This is a genomic window from Methanorbis rubei, assembly GCF_032714495.1.
GTDB classification, from domain to species: Archaea; Halobacteriota; Methanomicrobia; order Methanomicrobiales; family Methanocorpusculaceae; genus Methanocorpusculum; species Methanocorpusculum rubei.
The window spans coordinates 344,819-371,544 of the sequence record NZ_JAWDKB010000001.1; the positions used below are offsets into that span (position 1 = coordinate 344,819).

The following is a 26,726-nucleotide window of genomic DNA, read 5'->3' on the forward strand; positions in this document are numbered from 1 at the left end:
CTCCGTGATGTTTTTCCGTGGAGTTCAGTGTGTTCCGTTTTTCCGTGGGCGGAGCTACGATGAACGTTAGTTGCCAATAAACGAATTAATGGGCAAAACCCTGCTCTCTCATAACAATCAAATGGAAAGAAAAACAAAAACTACTGCAGATGTCACTCCCAGAGGAGCTTCCCAAAACATACGACTTTGCCGCCGTGGAAAAGCGGTGGCTGGGCGAATGGAATGATAGCGATTTTTACTTCGATACCCAATCGAAAAAACCCCAATACGTAATTGATACTCCGCCGCCGTACCCGACCGGCAAACTCCACATCGGCCACGCATTAAACTGGGTCTACATGGACATCATCGCGCGCTACAAGCGCATGACCGGCTACAATGTCATGTTTCCGCAGGGCTGGGACTGTCACGGCCTCCCGACCGAGGTCAAAGTCGAAGAGACCCACAACATCACCAAAAATGATGTCTCCCGTGAAGAGTTCCGCCGCATGTGCCGCGAGCTCACCGTAGAAAACATCGCAGCAATGCGCCAGTCGCTTCGGACCATGGGGTTCTCGGTTGACTGGAGCAACGAATACATCACCATGGAGCCGTACTACTACGGCAAAACCCAGCTCTCGTTCCTGCGCATGCTCAAAGACGGCTACATCTATCAGGACGAGCACCCGGTAAACTACTGCACCCGCTGCGAAACTGCGATCGCATTCGCCGAAGTATCCTACTACGAAGGAACCACACTCCTCAACTTCTTCGACTTCGACGGACTTGAGATCGCAACCACGCGCCCTGAACTGCTTGCCGCCTGTGTCGCCGTTGCCGTCCACCCGGACGACGAGCGCTACACGAACAGTGTTGGAAAAACTCTCCGCGTCCCCATCTTCGGCCACGACGTAACCATCATCGCAGACGATGCCGTTGACATGAACTTCGGATCAGGTGCCGTGATGATCTGTACGTTTGGTGACAAGACCGACGTGTTCTGGTGGAAGAAGCATCACCTGCCGCTTCGGAAAGCTCTGTCTACAAATGGAACCATGACCGCAATCTGCGGCAAGTACCAGGGAATGACCTCAAAGGCATGCCGCGAGGCAATCCTTGCAGACATGAAAGCACTTGGCATCCTCAAGAGCCAGAAACAGATCGATCAGCGTGTCGGCGGTTGCTGGAGATGCAAGACTCCGATTGAAATTCTTTCTGAACGCCAGTGGTTTGTCAGAGTCAAGGGTGATGAGATCGTCAAAACCGCCCGCGAGATCAAATGGTATCCCGAACACATGCTGCAGCGGCTGGAGAACTGGGCTGAACAGATGGAGTGGGACTGGTGCATTTCCCGACAGCGGCTGTTCGCCACCCCGATTCCGGTCTGGTTCTGTGATCACTGCGGCGAGACCATTCTCCCTGATGAAGCAGACCTCCCCATTGACCCGACCGTTGACAAACCAAAGCATGCCTGCCCGAAATGCGGCGGCACCTCGTTCACCGGCGAGACCGATGTGCTCGACACCTGGATGGACTCATCCATCACCGACCTGCATATCACCGGCTGGGACGGATCCGGAAAACCGCCGTTCTTCCCGTCACAGATTCGCCCGCAGGGTCATGACATCATTCGGACATGGGCATTCTACACCATCCTCCGCAGCATCGCGCTCACCGGCGAAAAGCCGTGGGACGGCATTCTGATCAACGGCATGGTGCTTGGCGAGGACGGCTTCAAGATGTCGAAGTCGCGCGGCAATGTGATCGGTCCTGAAGACGTCATGGGTCCGTACGGTGTTGACGCGCTTCGTCAGTGGGCAGCTGCGGGCTCCTCAACCGGTCAGGACATTCAGTTCAACTGGAATGATGTGGTCGCAGCATCCAGATTCCAGACAAAAATGTGGAACATTGTCAGGTTCTCCTTGATGCAGATCAACAAGGAGACCGCTGTTCCGGAGACAAACGGTCCGGCAACTCTCATCGACCGCTGGATGCTTGCAAACCTTTCGCACACGATCGCTGAAGTTACAGACGCTATGGAGAATTATCTCTTCGACAAAGGCCTGAAGCTGATCCGCGACTTTGCATGGAACGTGCTTGCCGATGAGTATCTGGAGTTTGTGAAAGGCAGACTCTACAGCGAGGACCCTGACCGTGCCGGTGCGGTTTACACGCTCAGGACCACGGTGGACGCCCTGTGCACGATGCTCTCCCCCTACATTCCGTTCTTCGCACAGGAGTGTTACCACCATCTCTCCGGCGGTGCGAGAATCGTTGATCACCCATGGAGCGATTTCTCATACGTCGACGCAGACGCCATGCGTGACGGCGACCTTGTAGTGAAAATCGTTGGTGTGCTGCGCAAGTACAAGCATGACGAGGGACTCGCCCTCAATGCACCGCTTGGTGACATCACCATCTACACGCCGTCGCACAATGTTGACGACGCAGGCGATCTCGGCCGCACGGTAAATGCCCAGGTGGCATGGAAGGCGGAAGAGCCAAAGCTTGAGAAGACCGTCGGCGACGTGGTGTTCAACAAGGGAGTTGTCGGAAAAACTCTCCGCGGCAAAGCAGGTGCATTCATGGCAGCGGTAAATGCACTTTCTGATACCGAGAAGATTACTCCGCCCGCGGTCGTCATCGTTGACGGTGAGGAGACTGCGGTGCCGGAGAATGCATGGACCACTTCGTATGTCTACTCGGTCTCCGGCATGGCGGTTGATGTGATCATGGTTGATGACGCGATCATTACGATCAGAAAGGCCTGATCGTTTTCACTTTTTTGTTTCGTCGCTCCGCCCACGAAAAATCAGAACATACGGAAATTTTTCTGAAAAAATTATCGCAGAAATATTTTCATGGCATGCCAACAGAAAAAAATTATTTTTTTGATTCCGTGATGTTCACGTCTGCTCCGTGATGTTTTTCCGTGGTGCTCCGTGTGTTCAGTGTTTTCTGCGAAGCAGAATCATACACCCACCGCCCACTCTTTTTATATTTCAAACCCCAACATTTATGGAATATGCCCGAAAGCTACGCATGCGGCGTGTCCATGAAGCCGCTTCTTGGACAAACCGTTGGACAAATCCTGAACAGCATTGCAGCGAAGTACCCGAGCACTGACGCTCTCGTCTCCGTTGAACAGAACCTTCGCTACACATGGGCGGAGTTTCTAAGCGCTGTTGATGACGTAGCCAAAGGCCTCATGATGCTTGGCATCGAACACGGCATGCGTGTCGCCATCTGGGCCATGAACTATGCAGAGTGGATTCTCGTGCAGTACGCCACCGCAAAAATCGGTGCCGTCATGGTCAACATCAACCCTGCATACCGGACGTTTGAACTGGAGTACTCCTTAAAACAGTCCGAGGTCGACACCCTGATCTTACAGGGACGGTTCAAGACCTCAGACTATGTCGGCATGTTCTATGAAGCATGCCCCGAGGCATTTGAGTCAAAGCCAGGGAGACTGAGATCTGAAAAGTTCCCGTACCTCAGAAACATCGTCTTCATGGGAGAGATTCCCTACAACGGCATGTACCGCTGGAGCGAAATGCTCGAAGCAGGCAGACAGATCTCGGATCAGGAACTCTCCGACCGCGAGGACTCGGTCGAGTTCGATGATCCTTTAAACATCCAGTACACCAGCGGCACCACCGGCTATCCGAAAGGTGTTGTCTTATCCCATCACTCTGTGCTCAACAACGGCATGATCATTGGTGACGGCATGAAGTTCACCGAAAAGGACAAGCTCTGCATTCCGGTGCCCTTCTACCACTGCTTCGGCATGGTCCTCTCCAACATGGCATGTGTGACGCACGGCACCACCATGGTGATTCCGTCGCCCTCCTTTGATCCCGAAGCCGTCATGAAAGCGGTGCAGGACGAACAGTGCACTGCCCTGCACGGCGTTCCCACCATGTTCATTGCTGAGCTTGAGCACCCGAACTTCTCACGCTATGACTTCTCCAGTCTCCGCACCGGCATCATGGCAGGTTCTCCCTGCCCGATCGAGCGGATGCGGGAGGTCAGCAACAAGATGAACATGAAAGAGATCGTCATCGTCTACGGCCTTACCGAGACGTCCCCCGGCATCACCATGTCCACCACCGACGACAGTCTTGAGCGCCGTGTTACAACCGTTGGCCGCGTCTTCCCCCACACCGAACTCATCATCAAGGACCCGAAGACCGGACGCATCGTACCGCTCGGAGAGACCGGAGAGATCTGTGCCCGTGGCTACATGAAGATGAAGTGCTACTACAACAATCCGTCGGCGACCGCTCAGGTGATCGACCGCAACGGATGGCTGCACTCAGGCGACCTTGGAACGATGGACGCAGAAGGCTATGTCAAAATGGTGGGGAGGTTAAAGGAGATGGTGATCCGCGGCGGAGAAAATCTCTATCCCCGAGAGATCGAAGAGTTCCTGCACCTGCACAAAAAGATCTCCGACGTCTATGTCATCGGTGTTCCTGACGAAAAGTACGGCGAAGAGCTGATGGCATGGGTCAAGGTTGAACCAGGACAGACCCTTACCGAAAACGAGATTCGTGACTACTGTAACGGCCGCATCGCCCGCCAGAAAATCCCCAGATACTACAAGTTCGTTGACTCGTTCCCGATGACCGTCACCGGCAAAATTCAGAAAGGCGAGATGCAGAAGATCTCTATTCCGGAACTCGGCCTCGAAGAAGTTGCGAAAATTAAAACAGCATAACTCACTTCTTTTTTTTTCCAATTAATTAAATTTCTGACGAATGTTGAGGTTATTCGCTACACCCAACAACATAATATAATAATCAATTCAAATATGAACAGGAACAAAAAATGCCAACAACACATGTAGTATTTGTCGGGCCAGAGCGCGACTTCCTTATGGGGTCGATCGCTCTCCTACGCGAAGTGGGTTTTTCCCGCATCGTTCTGGTAACCGGAAGTGACCCAAAATTCTCCGGTGAGGCTCTGGTGCAAAAAACTGCAAAATCTTTGTCCCGTGATCTTGGAATCTTCTGGCCGGTGTCCGTGGTGGAAGTGAACAAGTCGTCGGTCATGGAGGCTGCAAACCAGATTCTTTCCATCATCAACAGTGAGCGCACGCTCGGCAACGATGTTTTACTCAACGTCGCCTCTGCTCTTCAGCCGCTTTCGATGAGTGCATACATTGCCGCAAGCATGAGCAGGGCACGGGTTGTTTCAGCTCTGCCAAACTACAGCGATGATGGCACACTCGTTGGGGCACTGGAGATTGTTGAGATCCCGGTTCTGCCGATCGGATACCCGGGCGCAGAACAACAGCTGTTAATCTCTCGTATCGGCGATGGTGTGGAGTCGCTTGATTCGCTGATTTACCTGATGTTCCCTGATATTGATAAGAACTCGAAACGGTTCCGCAGCGAAAGAAGCAGACTTTCCCACCATCTCTCCAAGCTTGAGTCCGGCGGGTTCATCGTGAAAACCAAGTACGGCAGAAATATTGCCATTCGTCTGACCTGTCTGGGCCAGATGTTTGCCCAGGTTATCTCCCGCGGCGATATACCGCAGGATGACTAATCTTTTTTAGAGAAGAGTTACGCAGTGGCGAATAGCGCGAATAAATAATTTCTATGCATTTCTAAATGGATAGATATGTTCAAAAAATAATTTTGATAATCCCTAAAATCATCATTGGCGATTTTTTTATTCGCGCTATTCGCGTTTCAGAAATTACACCGCGTAAGTTCTATTAAAGAAGTACTTTTCCTATCTCGTCAGGACTTCGCGCTACAATTACCCGCGGAGGACAGGTATGGTTTTGTTCGTAGAAGTTTCGGTCACCGTAGGCTGCATAAACTGCGGCAAGCCCGAGTGCTTTTGCCGGTTCGATGTCGCGGCGGATTGAGTCTCCGACATACATGGTCTCATGCGGCATGATGTCGAGCAGACTCATGGCGTACTCAAACGGTGCGTGATGCGGTTTTTTGTAGCCGGTGAGATCATAGGCGACGATGACGTCGAAGAAGGAGTCAAGGCCGGTATGTTTGAGCCGCTCGACCGCGGCATACTCATAGGCGTCGGTTACGATGCCGAGCCGGTATCCTTTGTTTTTGAGTGCTGAGAGAAGGTCGGGGATTCCTGGGTAAGGTGCAAGTCCGGTGAACTTTGCATCTTCAAATGCTTTGACTGCGGTAAGGTATCCGTCGACGCTGAATCTCTGGTTGTCCATCATGAAGTCCTGCAGGTTTGCATGATCTTCGATATGGTACTTCCAGCGAAGGTAATAGGAGAACAGCTGATCTCCTGTGCCAAACCCTACCGCGCCTGCTGCTGCTGCTGCTCCGCGCTTCATTGCGGCAACGAAGTCGAAGAGTGTGTTGTCCATGTCGAAAAGGACGGCTGAGTAGGCAGGTTCAAGGAGGGTCTTTTGCATTTTGCTGATTAGATGTTTTTCACGGACCTACTTAGGCATGCCGGTCCCGGCAGTTCCGGTCAGGAAAAAAATGGTGCCGGGAAATAAACTGCCGGTCAGTTTACTTCGCGTTTGCGGCATAGTGTTCTATTTCGCATGCGGCAACCATGTTTCCTGCGTCATCAAGCATGGAGACTGCGCCGTGACCGCAGCAGATCAGGAGTTTTTTTCCTTTCGTCTTGAGTTCGTCGTCGAGTTCTTTTGCGATGCGCATGAGTTCGTGGCGTTCGGTTCTGGCAATGGTGCTGTTGACGTTGACGCTGGTGACGAGATAGTCTGCGATGGAGCAGTAGTCTCTGCGGGCTTTGGTCATGGTGGCAAGGTTGATCAGTGCATCGCTGGTGAAGAGAAGACCAACGTCCTTTTCGTAGAGAAATATTTGTCCTGCGATGTGGCCGCCAAGGCTTTCCCAGATTTCAAAATGCATCCCGCCGAACTCAAGTTCATCGATCACGGGAAAGAGTCCGTGCATTTTCTTTGGCTCTGTGCTGCAGAGTTCAACTGAGTCCGGGACATTCATTTGGGAGAAGGTGTTGATGGTGGTGGTGTAGGAGCGCTCCAGTTCTTTGTGCTGGGTCTCGGATCCAAATCCCCGCGTTCCTGCATCAAGGATCTGTTTTGTTACCGGATGCATGATTGGTTTTACCGGCAAAAATCCTGCGGCTCCGCAGTGATCAGCGTCTGCGTGCGTGCAGACAACTTTTTTGACGCCTGCAAAACCTTCGATGCCGAGAGTTTTCAGCATTGTTTCAACGTCATGATAACTACAGCCGTATCCGGTGTCAAGAACCATGTCTCCATCCGGTGTTCTGAAGAGGTTGACGTTTCCCCCTCCTGGGAGTTGTATGGACCAAAGCTCGCGATCTCTCCCGAGTGAAATTTTCTGATAATCGGCGGTGAAGTTTTCTCCGGTATTTGCCGAGAGGTAGAGACCGATGTTTTCCATGATCTGCATGGCTTCTTTTGGATCTTTTCCAAGTTCCACCAGTTGTTCGACCGCTGCTTCTGTTTCTTTGAAGTAGGCTTCTGCCTCTCTGTCATTCAGTATGGATATGTAGGGGCGAATCCGCTGCTGAAACGTTTCGTCAATGTAGGGTGATTTTTTTCCCTGAGTCTCGTTTGACGGAGTCATTGTTTGAGTAGTATTGGTCTTTTTCAATAATATGTTTTACACGTTTTTCTGCGGTTCTGAGGGGTGTCGTGATGGCTTTGTTTGTGTCCGCGGTAACTTTTACGTATATCAATATGAGGTTTATTGTGATGTGATTGTTTGTATTTATTTTTGGTTGGCACTCATTTTTGTTGGTATTTTTGTGTTCGTGCTGTGATGTGATCAAAATATTTCACGGTGATTGGGGTAGTGATGAGCTTCTTTGCGATGCAGTAGGAAATATTTCGTAGCTGAAAAAAAATTTGATGCTGTGAATATTTTTCATTATGATTTTTTTTTCGCGTTGTTTCGTGTGGTTCGTGTTTCAAATAATCACGAGTGAGGCATTCTGAAAAAAATTATTCTAATTCGCGAATGCATGGGTTATTCACAATCACCATCGGTAAAGGATGCCTCTTTTCATGACTGAATTCACTTAACGTCAGACTCGCACAAACCAACGTATAATTCTCTCCGATTTTCTCGATTTATCTTACATCTCACTTTTTCCATAATTCAAATCATCTCAGAGTCCTGAAACTCATCACAACGGGTATTCAAAAACATTATATATTATTATGACTTACTATTAGTAATCAACTCTGAAGGAGTTGTCCCCTAAAAATCAAAAGGATGGTGATGCAAAAAGTCTCAATTAAAAAAACCCAGCCAGTTACAATCCAGATGCCGGCCTGACAACGTTACCACCATAAAACCGGCCAATCCAAACACTCATACTCTCTTCAATAATTCAGACAGCACAACCACACCACACACACCCAAAACAGTCTGAATCAATAAAATACAAACCTGCGGATGGCCACACCCATCCGCAAAAAAAAGTTATTCCTCCTTTTCTGTCTTTTCCGTAAACATCGGAAGAATATCTGTGATTGCTTTCCGGTCACCGATAACAACTGCCGTATCGCCTGCTTCAAGCACCGTGTTTCCGTCAGGTGCCACAACCGCATCCGTGTCCTCGCTGCGCCGCACCGCGATAACTGATATGCCGTGGTTTGCCCGCAGATGAACATCAGACAGCCTCATTCCGGCAATTTCACAGTTGTCTCCAACTCTGATCTGCTCAATTGAGTTGCGGTTTGTTGAGTCCTTTTCCTCAGTCCGTATCGCACGCAGATGAATCGCATCAAACCAGCTGCCCGACTTTTCTGTTTTCTCATCATGCGCACTTCCCACATCGATGTACTGATCATAGAGATCATTTCTGATCTGCTTCACGTACTGATCCTGGTCCTGCTGCGGAACCTGTTCGTTCGCAAGAATTCTGCGGAAGATCTGCAGAGCCGCCTCACGCTCATCCACAATCACTTCGTCAGCACCCAGACGGTAAAGTTCCTGAGTCTCGGAAATAAACCTGGACCTTGTGATGATGTTGATGTGCGGATTCATTCTGCGAACAGTTGTAACAATTGCCTTGATTGCTTCCATGTCAGGAATCGTGATAACAATCGAACGCGCCTTCATCACGCCTGCATATTCAAGGATTGAGTCACGTGTTGCGTCGCCGTAGACAATTCTTTCGCCGCGTTTCTTCTCGCGGTTTACCGTCTCGGCGTTCAGCTCAAGAATAAGGTAGGGAATCTCCACCCGTTTCAGAGCTTTCGACACATACTGCCCTGCAAGACCATATCCCACCACAATCACATGCTCCTTGGGTTTGATCTCGCAATTTTCTGCCTCCTCTTCCTCCTCGAAAATGTTTCCTCCCGGTACCTTTGGCCTGACCAGCCTTTTTGCAATCGCAGGACCTGCATTCACCGCGAACGGCGTAATCGCCATGGTCACAATGGTGATCGCAAGGAATACCTGATAGACATCCTGCGTTAAAATGCCTGACGACAGACCGGTGGATCCCAAAATGAATGAGAACTCACCAATTTGCGAAAGGCCGATTGCCGAGAGAATCGCTGCAGCTCCAGTTATACCAATTGCTCTCACACTCACGATGTTGATGAGTGTCTTTCCAAACATCAGAACAACCGCAAGCACAATGATCAGCACAAGGTGTTCCATGACGTACTGCAGGTTCAGCATCATACCGATCGAGACAAAGAAGAAACTTGTCAGGAGGTCACGGAACGGCAGAATCTGTCCGATAACTTCGTGGCTGTAATCGGATTCAGAGATTGCAATTCCTGCGAGGAATGCACCAAGCGCAAGAGAGACACCGTTTAAGGACATCAGCCAGGCGATACCGAAACAGATGGCAACGATTGAAATGATGAAGAGTTCCTTGCTCCGGGTTAAGGCAACTCTTGTCAGGAATTTTGGCACAAGGAAGATGGCTCCAACGAGAACGATTGCGAGGATAACCATACCCATACCGAAGTTCAGGAGGGAACCAACCAAATCTGTGTCTGAAGTTCCGGCAAGGAGTGGAACCATCAGCATCATGGGGATGACGTTTAAATCCTGGAAGATAAGCAGGCCAAGCGCAATTCTTCCATGTTTTGTGTCAACCTCGCCGCTGTTCTGGTACAGGTTCATGATAACGGCGGTTGATGAGTGCGCAACTAAGAATCCTATAAATATTGCGACGTTCGAGTCAAATCCGACCGAGACCATGACGGCCCAGACGGCTGCCGTGGTGAGCACCAGCTGGAGGGTACCTCCTACCAGCACGATCTTTTTCATTGAGAGAAGGCTCTTCAATGACATCTCAAGACCGATGGTGAACATCAGGAGGATAACACCAAGTTCAGCTAAGAGTGATACCTGTTCTTCGGTGACCAGACCAAGGCCCGCAGGACCTACGATGATACCGGTAATGAAATAGCCGATAATAAACGGCATACGCAGGCGTCTGCCTACGAAAAGAACGGCAATGGCGCACGCGAGTACTACCACCACCGACATAATTAGTTCTGATTGTGCGTCCACCTGTTAATCCTCCACTATTTTCAGGGACATTTTTTCACTTTTTAATGAGAGAATGCACAAAACAGGCATGCCTTTGGTATGTTCTGTGTTGAGTATTCTGTCATTACCAAGGATGCTTCCCGGAGATGATGTTTTGGTGGAACTTTTTATGCAAGTAATCAGTAAAAAACTCTCTGTAGACAGAGATGCCTTGAAAAAAATTGCTTTTGTTTCTGATGATTTTTGGCCGAATGATTTTTCAATATTTTTTGGTGAAGAAAACTTCATATGAAATAAACTTCATATATTCTTTCAGAGGATCATGAAGATTACTAAGCGACTGTTTTCCCTGTGTATGATTTTCATATTTTTTTTGTTCTGCGGAATTTTAGGGCTGTTGTTGGAGTCTCTCTCTCCGAATGTTCCGCCCGGCCCCGCGTTGAGCGGCGTAACCTATGGAATTATTGGTGTTGTTGTCGGAGGATGTTTTATTCTCGGATGCCTCTTTCGATACCGGCGTGATCCTGCTGAGATGAAGGTTGATGATAAGCCGTATCAGGATGAACGCTGGCTTCGCGTGCAGGAAAAGGGAGCGTCATCTGCATTTTATGTAGTTCTTGGACTCCTTTTCCTCTGTATCGTCTATGTGCAGTACATCTGTGAGATATTTCTCGGAGTCAGCGACATGGTGATTGTTGAAAATGTGTCCAGAATGTTTTTGTTTCTGATGGTTCTTTCTGTTGGCGCTCTGATCGTGTTTGTCATTCATTACTACTATGCAAAGGTGTGAGATATTATGACATCTCTTTACTATCTTGAACGCTACACCGTTCTTGCCGCAGGTTTTCTTGCCTGCGGGGCCTTGAGTCTGCTTCTCTCGCTTGCAGACGATACTGCCCAGTTTCCCTACACATCCATTCTGTTTCTCGGGATGGGAGTTGCTGCGGTAGCATATGTTCTGAAAAACCACAGAAACAGAACTGACTCTTCCGGAAATCTGGTGTTCCCCAAACTCGACGATCGCGAGCTGCTTATTGTCATGAAATCATCCTGGGCTGCGCAGGAGATTGCAGCAATAATACTGCTGTTTGCCGCGCTCAATGCCGGACCGATTCTTGATATCCTCGCAGGAGATGTTTCTTACGCGGTAGTTTCTGCGGTGCGGGTACTTCTGTTGGGTTTGTTTGTTGTTCTGATGGCGGTTTACCTGATTGCTCATGCATACTTTGAACGAAAGGTGTAATCTCGGTGAAGATTGAAAACTGCGAAAACCTGTCAGGTACGTTTCCAAAAGTTGGAAGGACGGCAAGGCTATGTTCCTCACTGCCAAAATAATTAGGATATATCATGGATAACAGAATCCGGGAGCTGCGTGCCACACGCAGCATGACCCAGCAGGAGCTGGCCGATGCGGTCTTGGTATCCTCCCGGACAATTATCTCTCTGGAAAAAGGGCAGTATAATCCTTCAGTCCTGCTTGCCCACAAAATTGCATGCATCTTTGATCTCCCGATCGAAGAGGTGTTCATCTTCTCAGCAGATGATGAGCCGGAACCGGTGAAAAAATGATCCGTCGTCTCATATATCTCGTTCTTCTCGTTTGCATCATCATGTCTTCGGCTGCCGGGGCACTCCCCGCGTCCTTTGACCTGCGTGATGCAGATGCCGTGACTCCTGCAAAGTCGCAGGGAGATACCAACACCTGCTGGGCGTTTGGTGTGGTGAACGCCGCCGAGTCAAACATCATCTCAAAAGGTCTTGCAGATGCGGACTCTCTTGACCTCTCGGAGCTGCACCTCGCCTACTTTGCCTACAGCCGCGACGATGTCAGTGCCCAAAAGGGGCTCGAAGGACTTCGCGGCGACTTCATCAGTCTCTCTGATGACAAATCCTATCTGGAAGCAGGAGGCAACGAACTGTTCGCAACGTTTGCTCTCGCATCATGGTTCGGGTTTGTGAACGAATCTGTTTCTCAAAATCTTTCGGCCCTTGACCCCTCGCTTGCGCATGCCGAGGACTCATACTATCTCGTGAACTCCTCATGGCTCAAGTTCAGCGAACCGGACGCGATCAAACGCATGCTGATGAAAACCGGAGCAGCATCTGTTGGCCTCTACTCAAACGACTCCTACTACCGCAACGACACCTTCGCTTACTACTGCTTTGATCGCACGGAAAGTTCCCACACCGTCGGGCTGGTCGGATGGGATGACAACTTTTCCAAAAATAATTTTACCGAACTTCCTCCGGGAGACGGAGCATGGCTGATGAAGAACAGCTGGGGGCAGGAGTTTGGGGACAACGGATTTTTCTGGGTCTCGTACTATGACACCTCGCTTGACAACGCTGTGTTTTATGATGTCGTCCCTGCCGAAACGTTCGATCACAACTATCAGTATGACGGCGGCATTCTGCCGACATCAATGCCGGTTGTTTCAAACGACAGCTACGAGATAACAATCTCTGCCGCGAACCGCTTTACTGCGAAAGGATATGAGTCCCTTCGTGCGGTCTCGTTTTTCACCTTCAACAAAAATGTCTCGTATGAGATTTTTGTCTCAACCAATGGAATCAAACAAGGCAGCGCTCTCAAAAGAGTGGTGAGCGGAACTGCGAAAATTCCCGGGTATCATACGATTACGCTTCCCCGTCCGCTTTTCCTGCACCCGAACGAATCCTTTGCCGTCACCGTCACGCTTCATGCGCCCTCCGGCACTTCGGACTTTTTTGAAAATCCAGGGCTTTCCCTGCCGCTGGATCTCACCCAGCGTCATCAGATATTTATCTCAACCTCGGTGTCCGAAGAAAACCAGAGTTATTTGTTTGATGAGGATGAAAGAGCGTGGACCGATATTGGTGCGCACGGCGATGTGAACGTGAGGATCAAGGCGTTCACCACCGACGCTGGCACGCGATGAAACGCGAAGAACGCGAATAAAAAATCGCCAAAGGCGATTTTTAAGAAGTTATTAAATAACTTATTTTCAGATTAATCTATGCTCTCAGAAAAATATTGGTAATTTTTTTCAAAAATCGCCATTGGCGATTTTTTATTCGCGCTATTCCGCGAAGCGGTGAGCAGGCCGAAGGCATGCGATTCGCGCTATTCGCGTTTCACAAAGCTCATATACCGCAGGATGAACAGCCGCCGCTTCGAAGCAGGCGCTCGGTCAGCTGCCCGGTCTGGAGTTCAAGATCAGATACCCGTTCACGAAGCTCCAGATTCTCCTTCTCCAGAATAAGGATCATCCCTTCCAGCCGTTTGAGTTCATGAGAAATTGCGTCGCTGTCAAGTTCCTGTGTCATAGAAGTGGTGTTCGTCTGAATAGTATATAGATGTGGAGATACCGACCCCCTGATGCCGCATTCCCACACACTAATAGCACCTCACACCAAGATTACTACTACAAATGGCTGGCATGTTTGAGATCTCCTCCCCCTTTGCTCCCCGTGGCTCGCAGCCGGAAGCAATCGCCGAACTCACCGATGGAATTCTGGACGGCGAACAGTATCAGACACTGCTTGGCGTGACGGGTTCTGGAAAAACCTTCACCATCGCAAATGTTGTCGCCAACGTGCAGAGGCCGACCTTGGTGCTTGCCCACAACAAAACCCTCGCTGCCCAACTTTACAATGAGTTCAAGGAATTTTTCCCGAACAATCATGTCGAGTACTTCATCTCCTACTATGACTACTACCAGCCCGAGTCCTACATCGCCAAAAAAGATCAGTACATCGAAAAGGATGCACAAATCAACCCGAAAATCGAGATGATGCGGCTTGCGGCGACCGCGTCTTTGCTCTCCCACAGAGATACTATAATAGTGGCTTCGGTCTCCTGCATCTATGGTCTGGGTAACCCTGAAAACTTCAAAAATCTCGGGTTTGAACTCCGCACCGGTCAGAAGATCGGCAGGACCGAAATTCTCGAAAAACTCATCAGTATTTTGTTCGAGAGAAATGATCTTGAACTGATGCCCGGCCGATTCCGCGTGAAAGGGGATACGATCGATGTCATTCCCGGTTACTTCAACGACATCATCAGAATCGAACTGTTCGGTGATGAGATCGAACGGATCTCTGAGGTGGATAAAAATACCGGCAAGGAAAAAGAGCGGCTTGAGTACTTCTACGTCTATCCGGCGCGCCACTTCGTCACGCCCGAGTCTGAGCGGCAGCGAAGCCTTGCATCCATTCGATCTGAACTTGACGAAGTTCTCGCAGAAGGAAAGCTCGACGATCTCTCTGCTCACCGTCTGCGTCAGCGGACGCAGTACGATATTGAGATGATTGAAGAGACCGGCTCCTGCAAAGGCATCGAGAACTACTCCCGTCACTTCGATGGACGAGCCGCAGGCGAGAAACCGTTCTGTCTGCTTGATTACTTCCCTGATGATTTTCTGCTGGTGATTGATGAGAGCCATCAGTCGCTGCCGCAGGTCCGGGGAATGTACAACGGCGATCACTCAAGAAAAATGTCGCTGGTTGAGTACGGGTTCCGGTTGCCGAGCGCATTTGACAACCGTCCTCTGAAGTTTGATGAGTTTGAGAAGTATATGCGTCAGGTGATCTTTGTCTCGGCAACGCCGGGCGAGTACGAGTTGTCCCACTCGGGCGATGTGGTCGAGCAGATCATCAGGCCGACCGGCCTTGTGGATCCAGTTGTCGAGGTGCGGCCCATTAAAGGTCAGACTGATGACATCATCAGAGAAATTCAGGCGGTGATCGCGAGAGGCGACCGTGCGCTTGTTACGACGCTGACGAAGAAGCTTGCCGAGGAGCTGACCGAGTATCTTGCGCAGCAGGGGATTAAGACTCGGTATCTTCACTCTGAGATTCAGTCGCTTGAGCGGACCGAGCTTATCCGTCAGCTGCGGCTTGGTCTGTTTGATGTGCTGGTGGGTATCAATCTGCTTCGTGAGGGTCTTGATATTCCCGAGGTTGGATTTATCGGAATTCTTGACGCTGATAAGGAAGGGTTCCTGCGTGATTCGCGGAGTCTGATTCAGATCATCGGCCGTGCGGCACGCAATGCCGAGTCGCGGGTGGTTTTGTATGCTGACCGCATGACCGATTCCATGCGTGTTGCGATGTCAGAAACCGCCCGCAGACGCGAGATGCAGATTGCGTTCAATGCCGAGCATGACATTGTGCCAAAAACGATCAAAAAACCGGTCCGCGAGAAGGAGGTTGACATTACGGATGTCAAACATCTGCCGAAGTCGGAGATTCCAAATCTCATCATCGAGCTTGAGGCTGAGATGAAGGCAGCCGCCGCAGGTCTTGACTTTGAGAAAGCAATTGCACTTCGCGACAGGGTCAAGGAGCTGCGGAACGGGTTGTGATACTTTCTGACTTTGTGAGAATCTTTGTCCTTGGTCCCGCTTGGGGCAACCACGTATCGCATGCCTTCGGCCTGCTCACCGCTTCGCGGGAATGCACGGAATCTATTTTTTCATATTTTGAGAGAATAAATTATTTCGGAAATTATTCCGTGCATTCCCGCGAAGCGGTGAGCAGGCCGAAGGTATGCGAATCCGGCGCCGCAGGCATTCTCCGTGCATTCCGTGAAGCTCCGTAAAATTTCCGTGTGCTCCGTGGTTACTCCAAACGAGACCACCTACAGAGAACCCAAAAAACGGAAATCATTTTTCAACCCTCACGAGAAAACCCCCGACCCAATCTCATTAATACCTTCTCCCGACCATATACTTTTGATATGACTCGTGCACTCCTGTCGGTCTGGGACAAGACCGGCATTCTTGATCTTGCCAAAGCCCTGGCAGCAAAAAATATCGGCATTCTCAGTTCCGGCGGAACCGCAAAGACGCTTCGTGACGCAGGCATTCCGGTCACAGACGTGTCCGAGTACACCGGTTTTCCCGAGATGATGGACGGCCGCGTCAAGACACTGCACCCAAAGGTTCACGGCGGCCTTCTGGGCAGGCGCGGAACAGACGACGACATCATGAAGGCCCACGGCATCGAAGGCATCGACATTCTCTGCGTCAACTTATATCCGTTTGAGGAGATGTCTCAAAAGAATCTGCCGCTCGATGAACTGATTGAGTTCGTCGACATCGGCGGACCTGCAATGATTCGTGCGGCCTCCAAAAACTTCAAGGACGTTGCCGTTGTGGTGGACCCGAGTGATTACCCGATGGTCATCGAGGCCGTGAGCGGCAAAGGGTTCACTCATGAGCAGAGACTCGGGCTTGCCGCAAAGGCGCTTACGCGGACCGCTGCCTATGACGGAGCCATCTCCAACTATCTGAACAGCCTTAACCGCGACTTCCCGACCACCCTCACCCTTCAGTTTGCCAACGGCCGCCCGCTGCGCTACGGAGAAAACCCGCACCAGAAGGCAGCAGTCTACGGAACATCAGGCATCGCAGGACAGATTGCTTTGCAGGGCAAGGAGATGTCCTACAACAACTATCTCGACGTGCATGCGGCGGTCAGTCTCTGCCGCGAACTTCCGTCGCCGGCAACCGTTATTGTAAAACACAACAACCCGTGCGGGGTAGCTCTCGGCACAACCCAGCTTGCATCCTACCTGAAGGCACGCGATGTGGATCCGGTTTCCGCCTACGGCTCGGTCGTTGCGATGAACAGCCAGGTCGGCAAAGATGTTGCCGAAGAGATCTGTTCCACCTTTGTTGAGGTGTTGATTGCCCCCTCCTTTACAGACGAGGCACGCGAGATCATGAAGAGAAAGGAGAACATGCGTCTCCTGCTTCTCCCGTCCGAAGTTCCGGCTGATGAAGTTCGAACGATTGACGGCGGCATTCTTGTGCAGCGAACTCCGGCCCATGAGGAAGGATGGGACGTTGTGTCAAAGCGTGCGCCAACCGCTGAAGAGGTTGCCGCACTGAAACTTGCATGGAAGGTTGTCAAGCATGCGAAGAGCAACGCCATCATTTACGCGAACGCGACCGAAACCGTCGGCCTCGGCGTCGGCCAGATGAGCCGCGTGGACTCGGCAAAGCTTGCGGTGATCAAGGCTGCCGAGTTTGGCAGAACGATGAAAGGCACCGTCATCGCATCCGATGCCTTCCTGCCGTTTGCCGATACCCTTGAGGTTGCGGCGGCTGCGGGCGCGACCGCACTCATTCAGCCGGGTGGATCGATCCGTGATGCCGAGGTTATTGCCAAGGCAGACGAACTTGGTGTTGCGGTGGTGTTTACCGGAACCCGCCACTTCCGGCACTAATTTTTTTTCATTTATTTCATTGTTTGCGGGATTTTTTGTAGGTGGTCACTTCAAGCGAGTTCATCCACAAAAATCTCCAAAAAATAATTTTTTACTCGAAAGACTTCTGCCCATAAAATCGAAAACCCTTCGAGATTCTGCGAGAAAAACGCCTTATCCATAATTTGTATATAACATAGATGCGAATAATTCAGTACCTACGAAAGAGGTGAATGAAAAAAAATGGTTATTGGCATTGTAGAGAACCTTCGCAGTTCTTATGATTTTACCAACAAGGCGCTCACGTCCTTTGTTGACTGGCTGATTTTGATCTTCATCAGTCTGATGGTCCTGACAGGCGGCCTTCTTGTTGCGTCCGGCATATTCGGTCTGATTATGTCAGCAATGAGCTCGTATTATGGTCTTCCGATGATGTCGGCAGACTCGATGATGATGGCAGACCCGATGATGATGGCAGACCCGATCTCCTCCTCGATGACATCTGCGTTTGCCATGACAGGTATTTTCTCCGTCGGATTCATTGGCCTCGGCCTGATTCTTGCTCTGGTATTTGGCATTCTCATGACCGGAGTTCAGATTCGCGTTTACCGCGGCGGCGAACTTACGCTCGGCTCCTATGGAGGCATGTTCCTTGACGGACTGCTTGCATCGATCATCTGTCTCGTCTACTTCATCCCCTACATCATCATCTCGGTCCTGCTGAATTTCGGCCCCATGATGAACCTTGCATATGTCATTGCAGCTATGATCATTGAAATCGTTGTCATGATTATAACCATGCTGTTCTATCTCATGGCAGTCGTCAGATTTGCCAAGGCACAGAAGTTCGGCGCAGCATTCCAGATAAAGGAAATACTGAACATCATCGGCACGATCGGCTGGCTGACATATCTGGCAAACATCATCGTTGTCGGCATTGTGATTATGGTAATTTACTTCATCCTTATCCTGATCCCCCTGGTCGGATGGGGTTTACTGGTTGCCATCATGCCGTTCCTGATGATCTGGGAAGCAAAGTTCTTCTCCCAGCTGTACGAGTCGGCAACGACATCCCAGGAAGTTGAACCTGCGTCCCCCTGATGCAGGACAACTTCTCCAATTTTTTTTTCTGAAGTTTTTGTTGATAATCCGCGCTCTCTTCTCCACGTGACTCAGGACGAGTTTTCTTCTGTTTGGTAAAATGTCTGTAATCTGTCGGGCATTTTGCAATTCCTGTGAATTGTTCGTCAAAACGCGAACTATGTTTCGAATATATTTAATCTCGAAGAATATCCGTGAGATTCGCAAAATACTTGAAAAACTCCGGCCTTCTTACGAGTGGAGAGGTAATTATAAATAGACATAAGTGAATCTCTCTATAACCACAAAAGAGGTGGATATCTATGTCTATTGGTATTGGAGATAATCTCGGCAAATCTTTTGAGTTTGCCAAAAACCGTCTGGTCGGCAAATGGGTTGACTGGATCATTCTTATCGTTCTGACCCTTATCATTATGGTCGGAGGAGCTATTCCTATCGTCGGATGGGTAATCTCACTTCTTGCAGGAGTGCTGCTTACCGGATTTATTATTCGTGTTTACCGCGGTGGCGAGCCCAAGCTCGACAATTATGTCAAGATGTTTATCGATGGTATCCTCGCAACTATCATTGGAATCATCTACATGATCGTCCCGATCATTCTCGCAGTTATTTTCGGAGCTGCAGCATTCATGACCAGCATGACGTCCTTTAATCCGGCAAATGCAATGGATACCATCAGCGGACTCACCGCGGGTATTGGAATTGTCGGCATTATTGTAACTTTCATTGTCGCTATCATCTTTGGTATTCTTGCAACCATGGCAATTGTTCGGTTCGCAAAGGAGGAGAAGTTCGGTGCAGCATTCGAGTTTGGCGAGATCTTTAAGATCGTCGGCAAGATCGGATGGCTCCATTACATCCTGTCATGGATTGTTCTGATGATCATCTTTGCAGTGATTTTCTTCATCTTCATCCTGCTGTCCCTTATTATCATCGGTCTGATTCTGATGCTGGTCTTCATGCCGTTCATGATGATCTGGCAGGCAAAGTACTTCGCTCAGCTCTACGAGTCTGCGTAAGAATACTAAATCCAAAAATATTTTTTTTTCTTTTACTCAGGGCAAAAACTATAATTGTTCCTGAAGCGATTTTAGAGTATGAACTACAAACTTGTGACTATGTGTGTTCTGTTGCTTGCTGCTCTGGTTCTTGCTGCAGGATGTGTCGGTACCGACAATCCTCCGGCTACCGGCACTCCGACCACAACGCCGACTTCAACCACCAATCCTGACTTCAGTCTTACTCCGGGACCAGCTGGTACTTTCCCTGACGGCAAAGAGGTAGTTGTGCAGGTTGGCCGTGACTCGATCAAACCGGAGATTACGGCGACGTACTCCGGCGGCAAGGGAACGAATCAGGTCAGCAAAATTGAGGTGACCCTCTATCGTGCTGATGACAATGCAGTTATCACGCAGCAGTTTGGTAAGGAGCCAAGAGTAGGTACTGAACTGGTGTTCGTGGGTTCGTCAACGCCGTCCATCAGCGATCGTGTGAAGATTGTGGCATACTACTACTCAGGTGAGGTTGTCGTAGTGAGCGATAAACTTTACACGTTCAAGCCGAGAGGGTAAGTAAAAAAAATATTTTATTCTTTTTTTGCCCAGGTTATGAGCAGGCCGTCATCAATCCTCTCGACGTTTTTGAGAGTGAGGCGGGGAAATCCTTCGGCTCGGGTGAAGCCTGTTCCGTCAACGAGGGTGGGTGCGTCCATTCCGCCGATGATGAGTGCCCCGACATAGATGCGTATTTCATCAAAAAGTCTCTGGCTGGTGAATGACCAGAGAAGTGTTGCACCTCCCTCGACCATGAGTTTTTGTACGCCCATCTCGCCGAGTTTGTCGAGGACGACTTCGAGGTCAACCTGTTCCCGCCCTGCCCGAATAACGGTTGCCTGTTTTGCAAGGGCCACAACTTTTTCCTCTAGTGCCTTGTCTGAGACAAAGATGACCCGCCTTCCGGTTCCTTTTTTGAACATGTCTCCATCGGTCGGCATTTTTGCCTGGCTGTCGATGACAATTCTCATCGGCTGTTCTTCGCGTCCCTGCGATGCCCGTTCTGCGATGAGGTCAGGATTTTTGAGACGAAGCGAGGAGTCGTCGGCAAGTATGGTGCCAATTCCTACCATGACGGCATCGCAGTCCGCCCGCAGTCTGTCGACGCGGGCAAAGTCCTGGTCTCCGGAGATTTTTGTCTGCCGGTGTTCTTTGGTGGATATTTTTCCATCAGCACTCATTGCAGCGTTGATGATGACGTAAGGACGCATGTATGTCCCTTTGTGTTGTTGGAATATATACGTTGCAGGTTAGTGGTGAATGGGCAGGATGAGATTTTGAAACGCGAATAGCACGAATAGTGCGAATGAAAAATCGCCAATGGCGATTTTAAGAAAAGTACTAAGTTACTTATTTTTAGACTACTTTCTCCATTCAGAGATATGTAGATTATTTTTTTTGAAAAATCGCCATTGGCGATTTTTTTATTCGCGATATTCGCGTTTCAAAATCTCGGAAGCATTAACCTCTCCTACTGCGAATAGTTAGGGATATGCCAAATCTCACGGTTGCAGTTCTTGCTCCCAACGGATATGCCCGCGATATCGGGAAAAAGGGAACAAGTACAGATATTACTTTTTACAATCTGAAGAAGGGACATGACACAGTCACGCTGCTTGAGCCGACTCGGTATCCTGACCGGCTTGCTCCGCTGTTTTATGTGGTCTCGATGGCTCACGAGGCTATTGTAGTGGTGGATGCCATCACCCCGATGTTTGCCGAGTGGGTTTTGATTCTGGACTGTGCCAGCGTTGCAAAGGGAACGATTATCCTCAAAAATTACATCCAGCCGTCTGATATTGCCCCGCTGATCAAGGGAACCGTTCTTGAAGGCTACGAGGTCTGCGAGGAGGATTTTATCACGCTTTCTGCAAATCTTCTTGCAAAGGCAGCTGCCCAGCCCGAGTCAGAGCCAAAAGACGGCGCTGTGGGTTCGGTCCCCATCGATCACCACTTCAATGTGCGTGGGATCGGAACAGTTATTCTCGGCTGTGTTGTGGACGGCTGGATCAAGAAGCATGACAAAATGCGGGTCGAACCAACCGGAAAAACCGCACAAATCCGTTCCGTGCAGAAGCATGATGATGACTTTACCTGGGGATGTGCGGGCGACCGTGTGGGCTGTGCGTTGAAGGATATTGAGTCTGATGACCTTGACCGGGGTTTTGTTCTGACGACTGATCCTGCGGTGAAGAGCTCAACAAGCATCACCGGCCAGGCACATCTCGTGAAGTACTGGCCTGCGGCAGTGAAGGATCAGATGGTTGTTTCAGTCGGTCACTGGATGCAGTTCCTTTCTGCCCGTGTGGTTGCCGTTGAGAACGGTTCAGACTGGCATAACCCGAAACTTACCATTGAACTGGAGACTCCGGTTGTGTATAAGCCGGGAGATAAGGCAGTTCTGCATTATCTGGACGGCGGAAAGCTGCGGATTATGGGAACAATTATCCTTCCCTGATTTTTTTGTCGTTTGTCGTTTGTCGGAAATAATTTTGGTGGTGAGGTTACCCGCAATATTTTTTTTCTGTTGTTTTTCGCCCGCGTTGAGTAGTATTTATCTGATGAGTTCCATATATATACAACATGACTGCAGGATACAGTATATCAGTCTGATCAAGGCTGATGACTGATATCATTTTTTTTAGAGTCGACAAACGACAAACGACAAACTTTTTTCAGCAGAGGTTTTTCGGTGTGATTTTTTTAAACACGAACCACACGAAAAAACGCAAAATATAAACTCACAAAATAATACGAAAAACACGAAATAGGAATTTTAACGCGGAGATTGTTGATTGATTCCAGCAGAAACACTTTCTGATCATCGTTTTTATTTTCAGATTTTACGAGGCATCCAGTAATTGCATCTGCATCCAAGAGCAGATTTCGTGTTTTTCGAAATATTTCGTGAGGTAAATTATTCGTGATTTTTCGTGTGGTTCGTGTTTAAAAAAATCACACCACGTAACTCCTCTCCAAAAAAAGATGAGGGAAAACCCCTTCACTTCATGCTCTCGCAGTACTTCAGAATATCCCTCGTTCGCTCAATCCCCAGCGTCGGCTTCGTCACCTCAAGCCACAAATAGAACCCGACCCGCGACGGCGTCGGCCGTTCATACTTAAACCCGCCTGTTTTCACCGGAATCATCTTAAAATATGTCCGCTGCTTACGCGGCTTCAGATAAATCACCGGCGACATCTCAGGATAATCCACCGCAAGAATCACCTTTGAATAGTTCTCTGAAAGCTTCGTAAAATCCAGAACATCAGACTTCACCCGCAGACCATACTCAGACACCAGCCCTTTCAGCGCAGACGGATACAGCCCTCCGCAGATCACCTTCTTCACCAGCGGCGACACACACGGATCCGCAAAATACTGCTCGCTCGAAAACTTATGATCCATCGCAAAATACAAACGCGTCAGCGCATCATCATGCAGTTTCTTATAATCAAACCCTTGCGTCCTCAGCGACTCGCAGGACACCAGCTTCGGATTCTTCACCGGCTGTGTTGGAAGCGTCGTCAGCCGCAGCGGACGAAGCACTGACTTCATCACCTCGCACGGCTTCGTACCCACATACAAATTGTCGGGGTCAGCGACTAACCGCCGCACCACCTGCGTATTTGAGATATCCACCGAAGAAAACAGGATGAACCCCACATGCTCCTGCTTGAATATATAGCCGAACAGATGCTTCTTGTAAATAATCTCAGCCTCAAGATCCTTCAGATCCGCAGGAGACGTCACAATCTCGCAGAACGTCGCCTGATTCTCATTATCAAACAACAGCAGATCAACTTCAGCCAGATCCTGCCCGTTCCCTCGCACGCGGATATCGCCTTTCTCCGCAGAGTAGAGACCGTTCGTCCCAAGCATAATCTTTGACTTGTGTTTCGGAACATCAGCGCCTTTGCGGACAATTTTCTTAATCGTATTCGTCTGGGACGCGATCCGAATCAGCTGCTCATAAATCAGCGACTCAAACCAGTAGCCCTCAGCTGTTCGCATCAGCATAATATCTTCGGAAAACAGATTCTTCCGTTCCGCTGCCCGCATATGCCGCATAGCCCGCACTGCAACCGCCCGATCTGGACGATACCGATCAAACTGTTCGCCTATCCACTGGAGCACAGCTGCCCCTCCTTCACTAACTTCGTATCTATCACATCAAACAAACTTAGCAGAGCACCAGAATCCTGCGTGTCAGACTCTTGTGCACTCTCTGCTCATAATATCCCGAAACCTCAAACAGACCATTCGTCAGACCGCGTATATCACGGTGGGTTACAATAACCGCTCGTCCGCCCTTCTTTAAGATGCGGCGGATTTCCCGCAGGGACTCCACATACAGCGTGTCCAGCGAATCCGCTCCAATCGTAGTTGACTGGCCGTAAGGTAAATCGGTAGCGACCGCATCAAAGCAGCCGTCAGGATATGGCATCCTCGTTGCATCCGCACGAACATACGCGCCGTTGGGCAGATTACTCCTGCATCCGTCAAGCATCTCGGGATCATAATCACTGCCGATGGATACAACACCCATCAGTTCAGTCTCAAGCAGCATGCCTCCCGTGCCGCAGAACGGATCGCACAACAGTTCTCCCGGCATAACATGCGTCAGGTTCACCATTGTTCTTGCCATCAGGGGCATCATAACTCCCGGATGGAAGAAGGCCCGTCTCTGCGGATTACGGTAGGCATAAGATCCCCGGTCAATGGTGTAGAGAACCTTGCCGAGGAAACACCGGTTATCGGTAAAGAGCGCACGATATTCGACCTCAGGATTGCTGAGGCACACGGTTCCGTGTATGCTCTTTCCCATCATGCGTTCCAGCTCAAGCTGGGACGCATCTACGGTGGAAGGATGAATCTTTCTGACTCTGCAGGCAAAGGGTCGGTCGGCAGTAATATTCAGCTGTGTTAACAGCTCCTGTAAAGCACTGCTTGTCCCGTCGCATTCGCCAATCAGCTCCATGACTACATGGGTCTGTGCGAGTCGTGTTGTCGTCTCCGGATGCTCGACCTCGGCAATCGCAGTACCGGTCGCCGTTCGCGTCACAGTTCCGACGCAGGCAATTTCCGCGATAGCCAGAGAGGTGTTCTCTCCGGAGAGTTCAAACAGCAGGTTCATCCGTCCTATAGATATGCCGTCGGGTTACTAATAACTGTGGGAAGTCTCAGAAATTTTTACAGCACAATTTCCTTCTTTTTGATATACCATGCTTTTGCGCAGTGGTCGGGATGGTAGCGCATCTTTGCCTCGCGAAGTCCCGGAACATCCATGTCAGACTCTCTGTTGATCCATTCGTATTTGCCTTGCAAACATTTCGCGGTCTCCTGATTGATGATCTTATAGATGCCTTTGTACTTCACGAACCCTTTTTCAAAATGTACGAGCGCTGTTGTCGGGTTGAAGTTTTCCCAGACAGAAATAGCTGCGATGTCTCCTTCGGGCGGGATTCTGATCATAAGTCCCTGACAGCCAAGCTCTTCCCAGTGTTCGAGCGCAAACAACACTGCGGTCAGTTCCTCTTTCATGATCAGGTTTGCTTCGCAGTGTTTTGAGATGCTCCATGCTTCAATCATGTCTCTGACTTCAGGCAGGTCCTCAGTGGTGATTCGTTTGGTTGTGTGGGTGTACTCTGCGTTGAATCTGTTGATTTGGCCGCGGATGTTGAGATATTTTCTTCCTTTGAGTTCAGCGAGTTCACTGGTCCGGTAGTAGTATTCGGAAAATCCTCTGTTGGTGTAGACCGGTGTTTCAGGGTGGACTTCTTTGAGATAGCGGACGTCTGCTTCATTATAGAAGTCCATGGCCATCTTTCCGCCGCACTCTTTTGCGAGTGCGAGGACTTCTTCGAAGAGTTCGGGGGATGGCGCCCCCACAGGTGCGCGGTAGGTGGTTTCGCCTTCGACCGTGCAGGCAGTGAGAAGTCTTCCGTCTTGAACAGTGAATGAGTACGGGGCATAGTGTTCCCAGCAGACCATGTTCATGAACGAGTACTCTGAGTGGAGCTGCGGGTATTGTGCAAAGATCTTGTCGAAGGTTGGTTTATCTTTGAGGGTGATCGGTTGGTAGTCTGTTTCACTGAGTGTCATGATTTCCCTGTTCAAGGTTCATGGGAGTGTAGCGTTCCATGGGAGTAAATCCTGCGCGTTTGTAGATGCTTTCGGCTTCGGGTGCTGCGATGAGGCCGAGCCATGAGAGGCCGAGGGCTTGTCCGAGGCTGCGCAGAATTTTTGCAATTTGTGATCCGATGCCCAGGTTTCGGTAGCCGGGCAGGACGACGAGGTCTTGTATGTATCCGTCGGATGAGCTGTCGGCGATGATTCTTCCCATGCCTATGGCGTTGCCGGTTCTGGTATCGAGTGCGACGATAAAGAGGAAGCTGCCGCGAATGAGGGGCGCGAGGCTTTCTGAGTTCCAGCCCATGTCCCACCATCCGCCTGCCCGGTAGAGGTCGATGATCTCTTTTGCCTGCCAGCTTCTGATCATCAGGTATCTGATTTCCTGTTGATTTTGTCTGTTTTCTCCCTCAATGTCCATGAGTTTTTATTAGGTTGGCTTCTGAGTGTTATGAGGGTGACTGTTCGGGACAAAAAAATCCGTTTCGCTGTCTTTATATCCTGCCTCATCCTATGTTGTTAGCTCACAGTCACTCGTGTGTTTTGTGAGAAATCAAGCGAGCTTTTTCGTCTGATTGGTGGCATCCAGCAGTTCGGAGGGTTTATATCTCTCAAGAACGTATGATGTTACCTCGCAAACAGCGCGACCTGCGCTGAGGTAAATGAGCTTCAAAACTCTCGAACCTCGTGCAGTCTCGAAGAGTATAAATACGCTTCATGCGTATGTATTAAGGCTGTTTAAGTGGAGAACGAAACGCGAACCGACACGAAAAAACGTGTGCGGTAGTTTG

The 26,726-nt window shown here is 49.8% G+C and carries 23 protein-coding genes; 14 read left to right on the forward strand and 9 right to left on the reverse strand.

Annotated elements, in window-relative coordinates; translation table 11 throughout:
* Positions 1-149: 149 nt before the first annotated feature.
* The 3 genes from McpCs1_RS01870 to McpCs1_RS01880 all read left to right on the forward strand — a co-directional run bounded on the left by McpCs1_RS01870 (position 150) and on the right by McpCs1_RS01880 (position 5,535).
* Positions 150-2,750: a valine--tRNA ligase gene (locus tag McpCs1_RS01870; RefSeq protein WP_338095545.1), complete on the forward strand. Its 2,601-nt coding sequence runs from the start codon at positions 150-152 to the stop codon at positions 2,748-2,750.
* 254 nt (positions 2,751-3,004) lie between these two features.
* Complete coding sequence (locus tag McpCs1_RS01875) at positions 3,005-4,702, forward strand: AMP-binding protein (RefSeq protein WP_338095546.1); 1,698 nt, start codon at positions 3,005-3,007, stop codon at positions 4,700-4,702.
* 110 nt (positions 4,703-4,812) lie between these two features.
* A complete protein-coding gene (locus tag McpCs1_RS01880) occupies positions 4,813-5,535 on the forward strand; it encodes an HFX_2341 family transcriptional regulator domain-containing protein (protein WP_338095547.1) in 723 nt (240 codons plus the stop codon).
* 172 nt (positions 5,536-5,707) lie between these two features.
* Here the strand turns inward: McpCs1_RS01880 and McpCs1_RS01885 are convergent, their stop codons facing one another.
* The 3 genes from McpCs1_RS01885 to McpCs1_RS01895 form a co-directional block, all read right to left on the reverse strand.
* Positions 5,708-6,391, reverse strand: a complete 684-nt coding sequence (locus McpCs1_RS01885) for an HAD family hydrolase (RefSeq protein ID WP_338095548.1) — start codon at positions 6,389-6,391, stop codon at positions 5,708-5,710.
* 100 nt (positions 6,392-6,491) lie between these two features.
* Positions 6,492-7,562 (reverse strand): MBL fold metallo-hydrolase, encoded by a 1,071-nt coding sequence (locus McpCs1_RS01890; RefSeq protein WP_338095549.1) that lies wholly within the window; start codon positions 7,560-7,562, stop codon positions 6,492-6,494.
* A gap of 861 nt (positions 7,563-8,423) precedes the next feature.
* Positions 8,424-10,481: a monovalent cation:proton antiporter family protein gene (locus tag McpCs1_RS01895; protein WP_338095550.1), complete on the reverse strand. Its 2,058-nt coding sequence runs from the start codon at positions 10,479-10,481 to the stop codon at positions 8,424-8,426.
* Between the two features lie 52 nt (positions 10,482-10,533).
* Here McpCs1_RS01895 and McpCs1_RS01900 point away from each other — a divergent pair, with 52 nt between their 5' ends.
* The 5 genes from McpCs1_RS01900 (at position 10,534) to McpCs1_RS01920 (ending at position 13,378) form a co-directional block, all read left to right on the forward strand.
* On the forward strand, positions 10,534-10,752 hold the full coding sequence (locus tag McpCs1_RS01900; RefSeq protein ID WP_338095551.1) for a hypothetical protein: 219 nt from the start codon (positions 10,534-10,536) through the stop codon (positions 10,750-10,752).
* A gap of 108 nt (positions 10,753-10,860) precedes the next feature.
* Positions 10,861-11,250: a hypothetical protein gene (locus McpCs1_RS01905; protein ID WP_338095552.1), complete on the forward strand. Its 390-nt coding sequence runs from the start codon at positions 10,861-10,863 to the stop codon at positions 11,248-11,250.
* Positions 11,251-11,256: 6 nt separating this feature from the next.
* Positions 11,257-11,703 carry a hypothetical protein gene (locus McpCs1_RS01910; protein WP_338095553.1) on the forward strand — a complete coding sequence of 149 codons (447 nt, stop codon included), beginning with the start codon at positions 11,257-11,259 and terminating at the stop codon, positions 11,701-11,703.
* Positions 11,704-11,807: 104 nt separating this feature from the next.
* The gene (locus McpCs1_RS01915) at positions 11,808-12,029 is read left to right on the forward strand and encodes a helix-turn-helix transcriptional regulator (RefSeq protein ID WP_338095554.1); all 222 of its coding nucleotides are present in this window, start codon (positions 11,808-11,810) and stop codon (positions 12,027-12,029) included.
* Complete coding sequence (locus McpCs1_RS01920; protein WP_338095555.1) at positions 12,026-13,378, forward strand: lectin like domain-containing protein; 1,353 nt, start codon at positions 12,026-12,028, stop codon at positions 13,376-13,378. Before McpCs1_RS01915 ends, McpCs1_RS01920 begins: the two co-directional genes overlap by 4 nt.
* A 205-nt stretch (positions 13,379-13,583) precedes the next feature.
* Here McpCs1_RS01920 and McpCs1_RS01925 read toward each other — a convergent pair whose 3' ends face one another.
* Complete coding sequence (locus McpCs1_RS01925; RefSeq protein WP_338095556.1) at positions 13,584-13,766, reverse strand: hypothetical protein; 183 nt, start codon at positions 13,764-13,766, stop codon at positions 13,584-13,586.
* Positions 13,767-13,870: 104 nt separating this feature from the next.
* On the opposite strand from McpCs1_RS01925, the gene uvrB reads away from it, so the two are divergent.
* The 5 genes from uvrB (at position 13,871) to McpCs1_RS01950 (ending at position 20,324) form a co-directional block, all read left to right on the forward strand.
* Entirely contained in the window at positions 13,871-15,805 is a 1,935-nt protein-coding gene (gene uvrB / locus McpCs1_RS01930; protein ID WP_338095557.1) for an excinuclease ABC subunit UvrB, read from the forward strand.
* Between the two features lie 374 nt (positions 15,806-16,179).
* Positions 16,180-17,673, forward strand: a complete 1,494-nt coding sequence (gene purH / locus McpCs1_RS01935; RefSeq protein ID WP_338095558.1) for a bifunctional phosphoribosylaminoimidazolecarboxamide formyltransferase/IMP cyclohydrolase — start codon at positions 16,180-16,182, stop codon at positions 17,671-17,673.
* Positions 17,674-17,895: 222 nt separating this feature from the next.
* Entirely contained in the window at positions 17,896-18,753 is an 858-nt protein-coding gene (locus McpCs1_RS01940) for a DUF4013 domain-containing protein (RefSeq protein ID WP_338095559.1), read from the forward strand.
* A 302-nt stretch (positions 18,754-19,055) separates the two neighbouring features.
* Complete coding sequence (locus McpCs1_RS01945) at positions 19,056-19,772, forward strand: DUF4013 domain-containing protein (RefSeq protein WP_338095560.1); 717 nt, start codon at positions 19,056-19,058, stop codon at positions 19,770-19,772.
* Positions 19,773-19,850: 78 nt separating this feature from the next.
* A complete protein-coding gene (locus tag McpCs1_RS01950) occupies positions 19,851-20,324 on the forward strand; it encodes a hypothetical protein (protein ID WP_338095561.1) in 474 nt (157 codons plus the stop codon).
* Between the two features lie 14 nt (positions 20,325-20,338).
* On the opposite strand, the gene McpCs1_RS01955 is transcribed toward McpCs1_RS01950, so the two are convergent.
* Positions 20,339-21,016 carry a 2,5-diamino-6-(ribosylamino)-4(3H)-pyrimidinone 5'-phosphate reductase gene (locus McpCs1_RS01955; RefSeq protein ID WP_338095562.1) on the reverse strand — a complete coding sequence of 226 codons (678 nt, stop codon included), beginning with the start codon at positions 21,014-21,016 and terminating at the stop codon, positions 20,339-20,341.
* Between the two features lie 281 nt (positions 21,017-21,297).
* On the opposite strand from McpCs1_RS01955, the gene McpCs1_RS01960 reads away from it, so the two are divergent.
* Positions 21,298-22,263: an EF-Tu/IF-2/RF-3 family GTPase gene (locus McpCs1_RS01960; RefSeq protein WP_338095563.1), complete on the forward strand. Its 966-nt coding sequence runs from the start codon at positions 21,298-21,300 to the stop codon at positions 22,261-22,263.
* Between the two features lie 543 nt (positions 22,264-22,806).
* Here the strand turns inward: McpCs1_RS01960 and McpCs1_RS01965 are convergent.
* From McpCs1_RS01965 to McpCs1_RS01980, 4 genes are read right to left on the reverse strand one after another with little or no spacing between them, the layout of a single operon-like run.
* Positions 22,807-23,940, reverse strand: coding sequence for a hypothetical protein (locus McpCs1_RS01965; protein WP_338095564.1), 1,134 nt, complete (start codon positions 23,938-23,940; stop codon positions 22,807-22,809).
* A 46-nt stretch (positions 23,941-23,986) separates the two neighbouring features.
* A complete protein-coding gene (locus tag McpCs1_RS01970) occupies positions 23,987-24,940 on the reverse strand; it encodes a methyltransferase domain-containing protein (RefSeq protein WP_338095565.1) in 954 nt (317 codons plus the stop codon).
* Between the two features lie 56 nt (positions 24,941-24,996).
* Positions 24,997-25,908 carry a DUF2156 domain-containing protein gene (locus tag McpCs1_RS01975; protein ID WP_338095566.1) on the reverse strand — a complete coding sequence of 304 codons (912 nt, stop codon included), beginning with the start codon at positions 25,906-25,908 and terminating at the stop codon, positions 24,997-24,999.
* On the reverse strand, positions 25,895-26,356 hold the full coding sequence (locus McpCs1_RS01980) for a GNAT family N-acetyltransferase (RefSeq protein ID WP_338095567.1): 462 nt from the start codon (positions 26,354-26,356) through the stop codon (positions 25,895-25,897). The genes McpCs1_RS01975 and McpCs1_RS01980 overlap by 14 nt, the downstream gene beginning before the upstream one ends.
* Positions 26,357-26,726 lie beyond the last annotated feature (370 nt).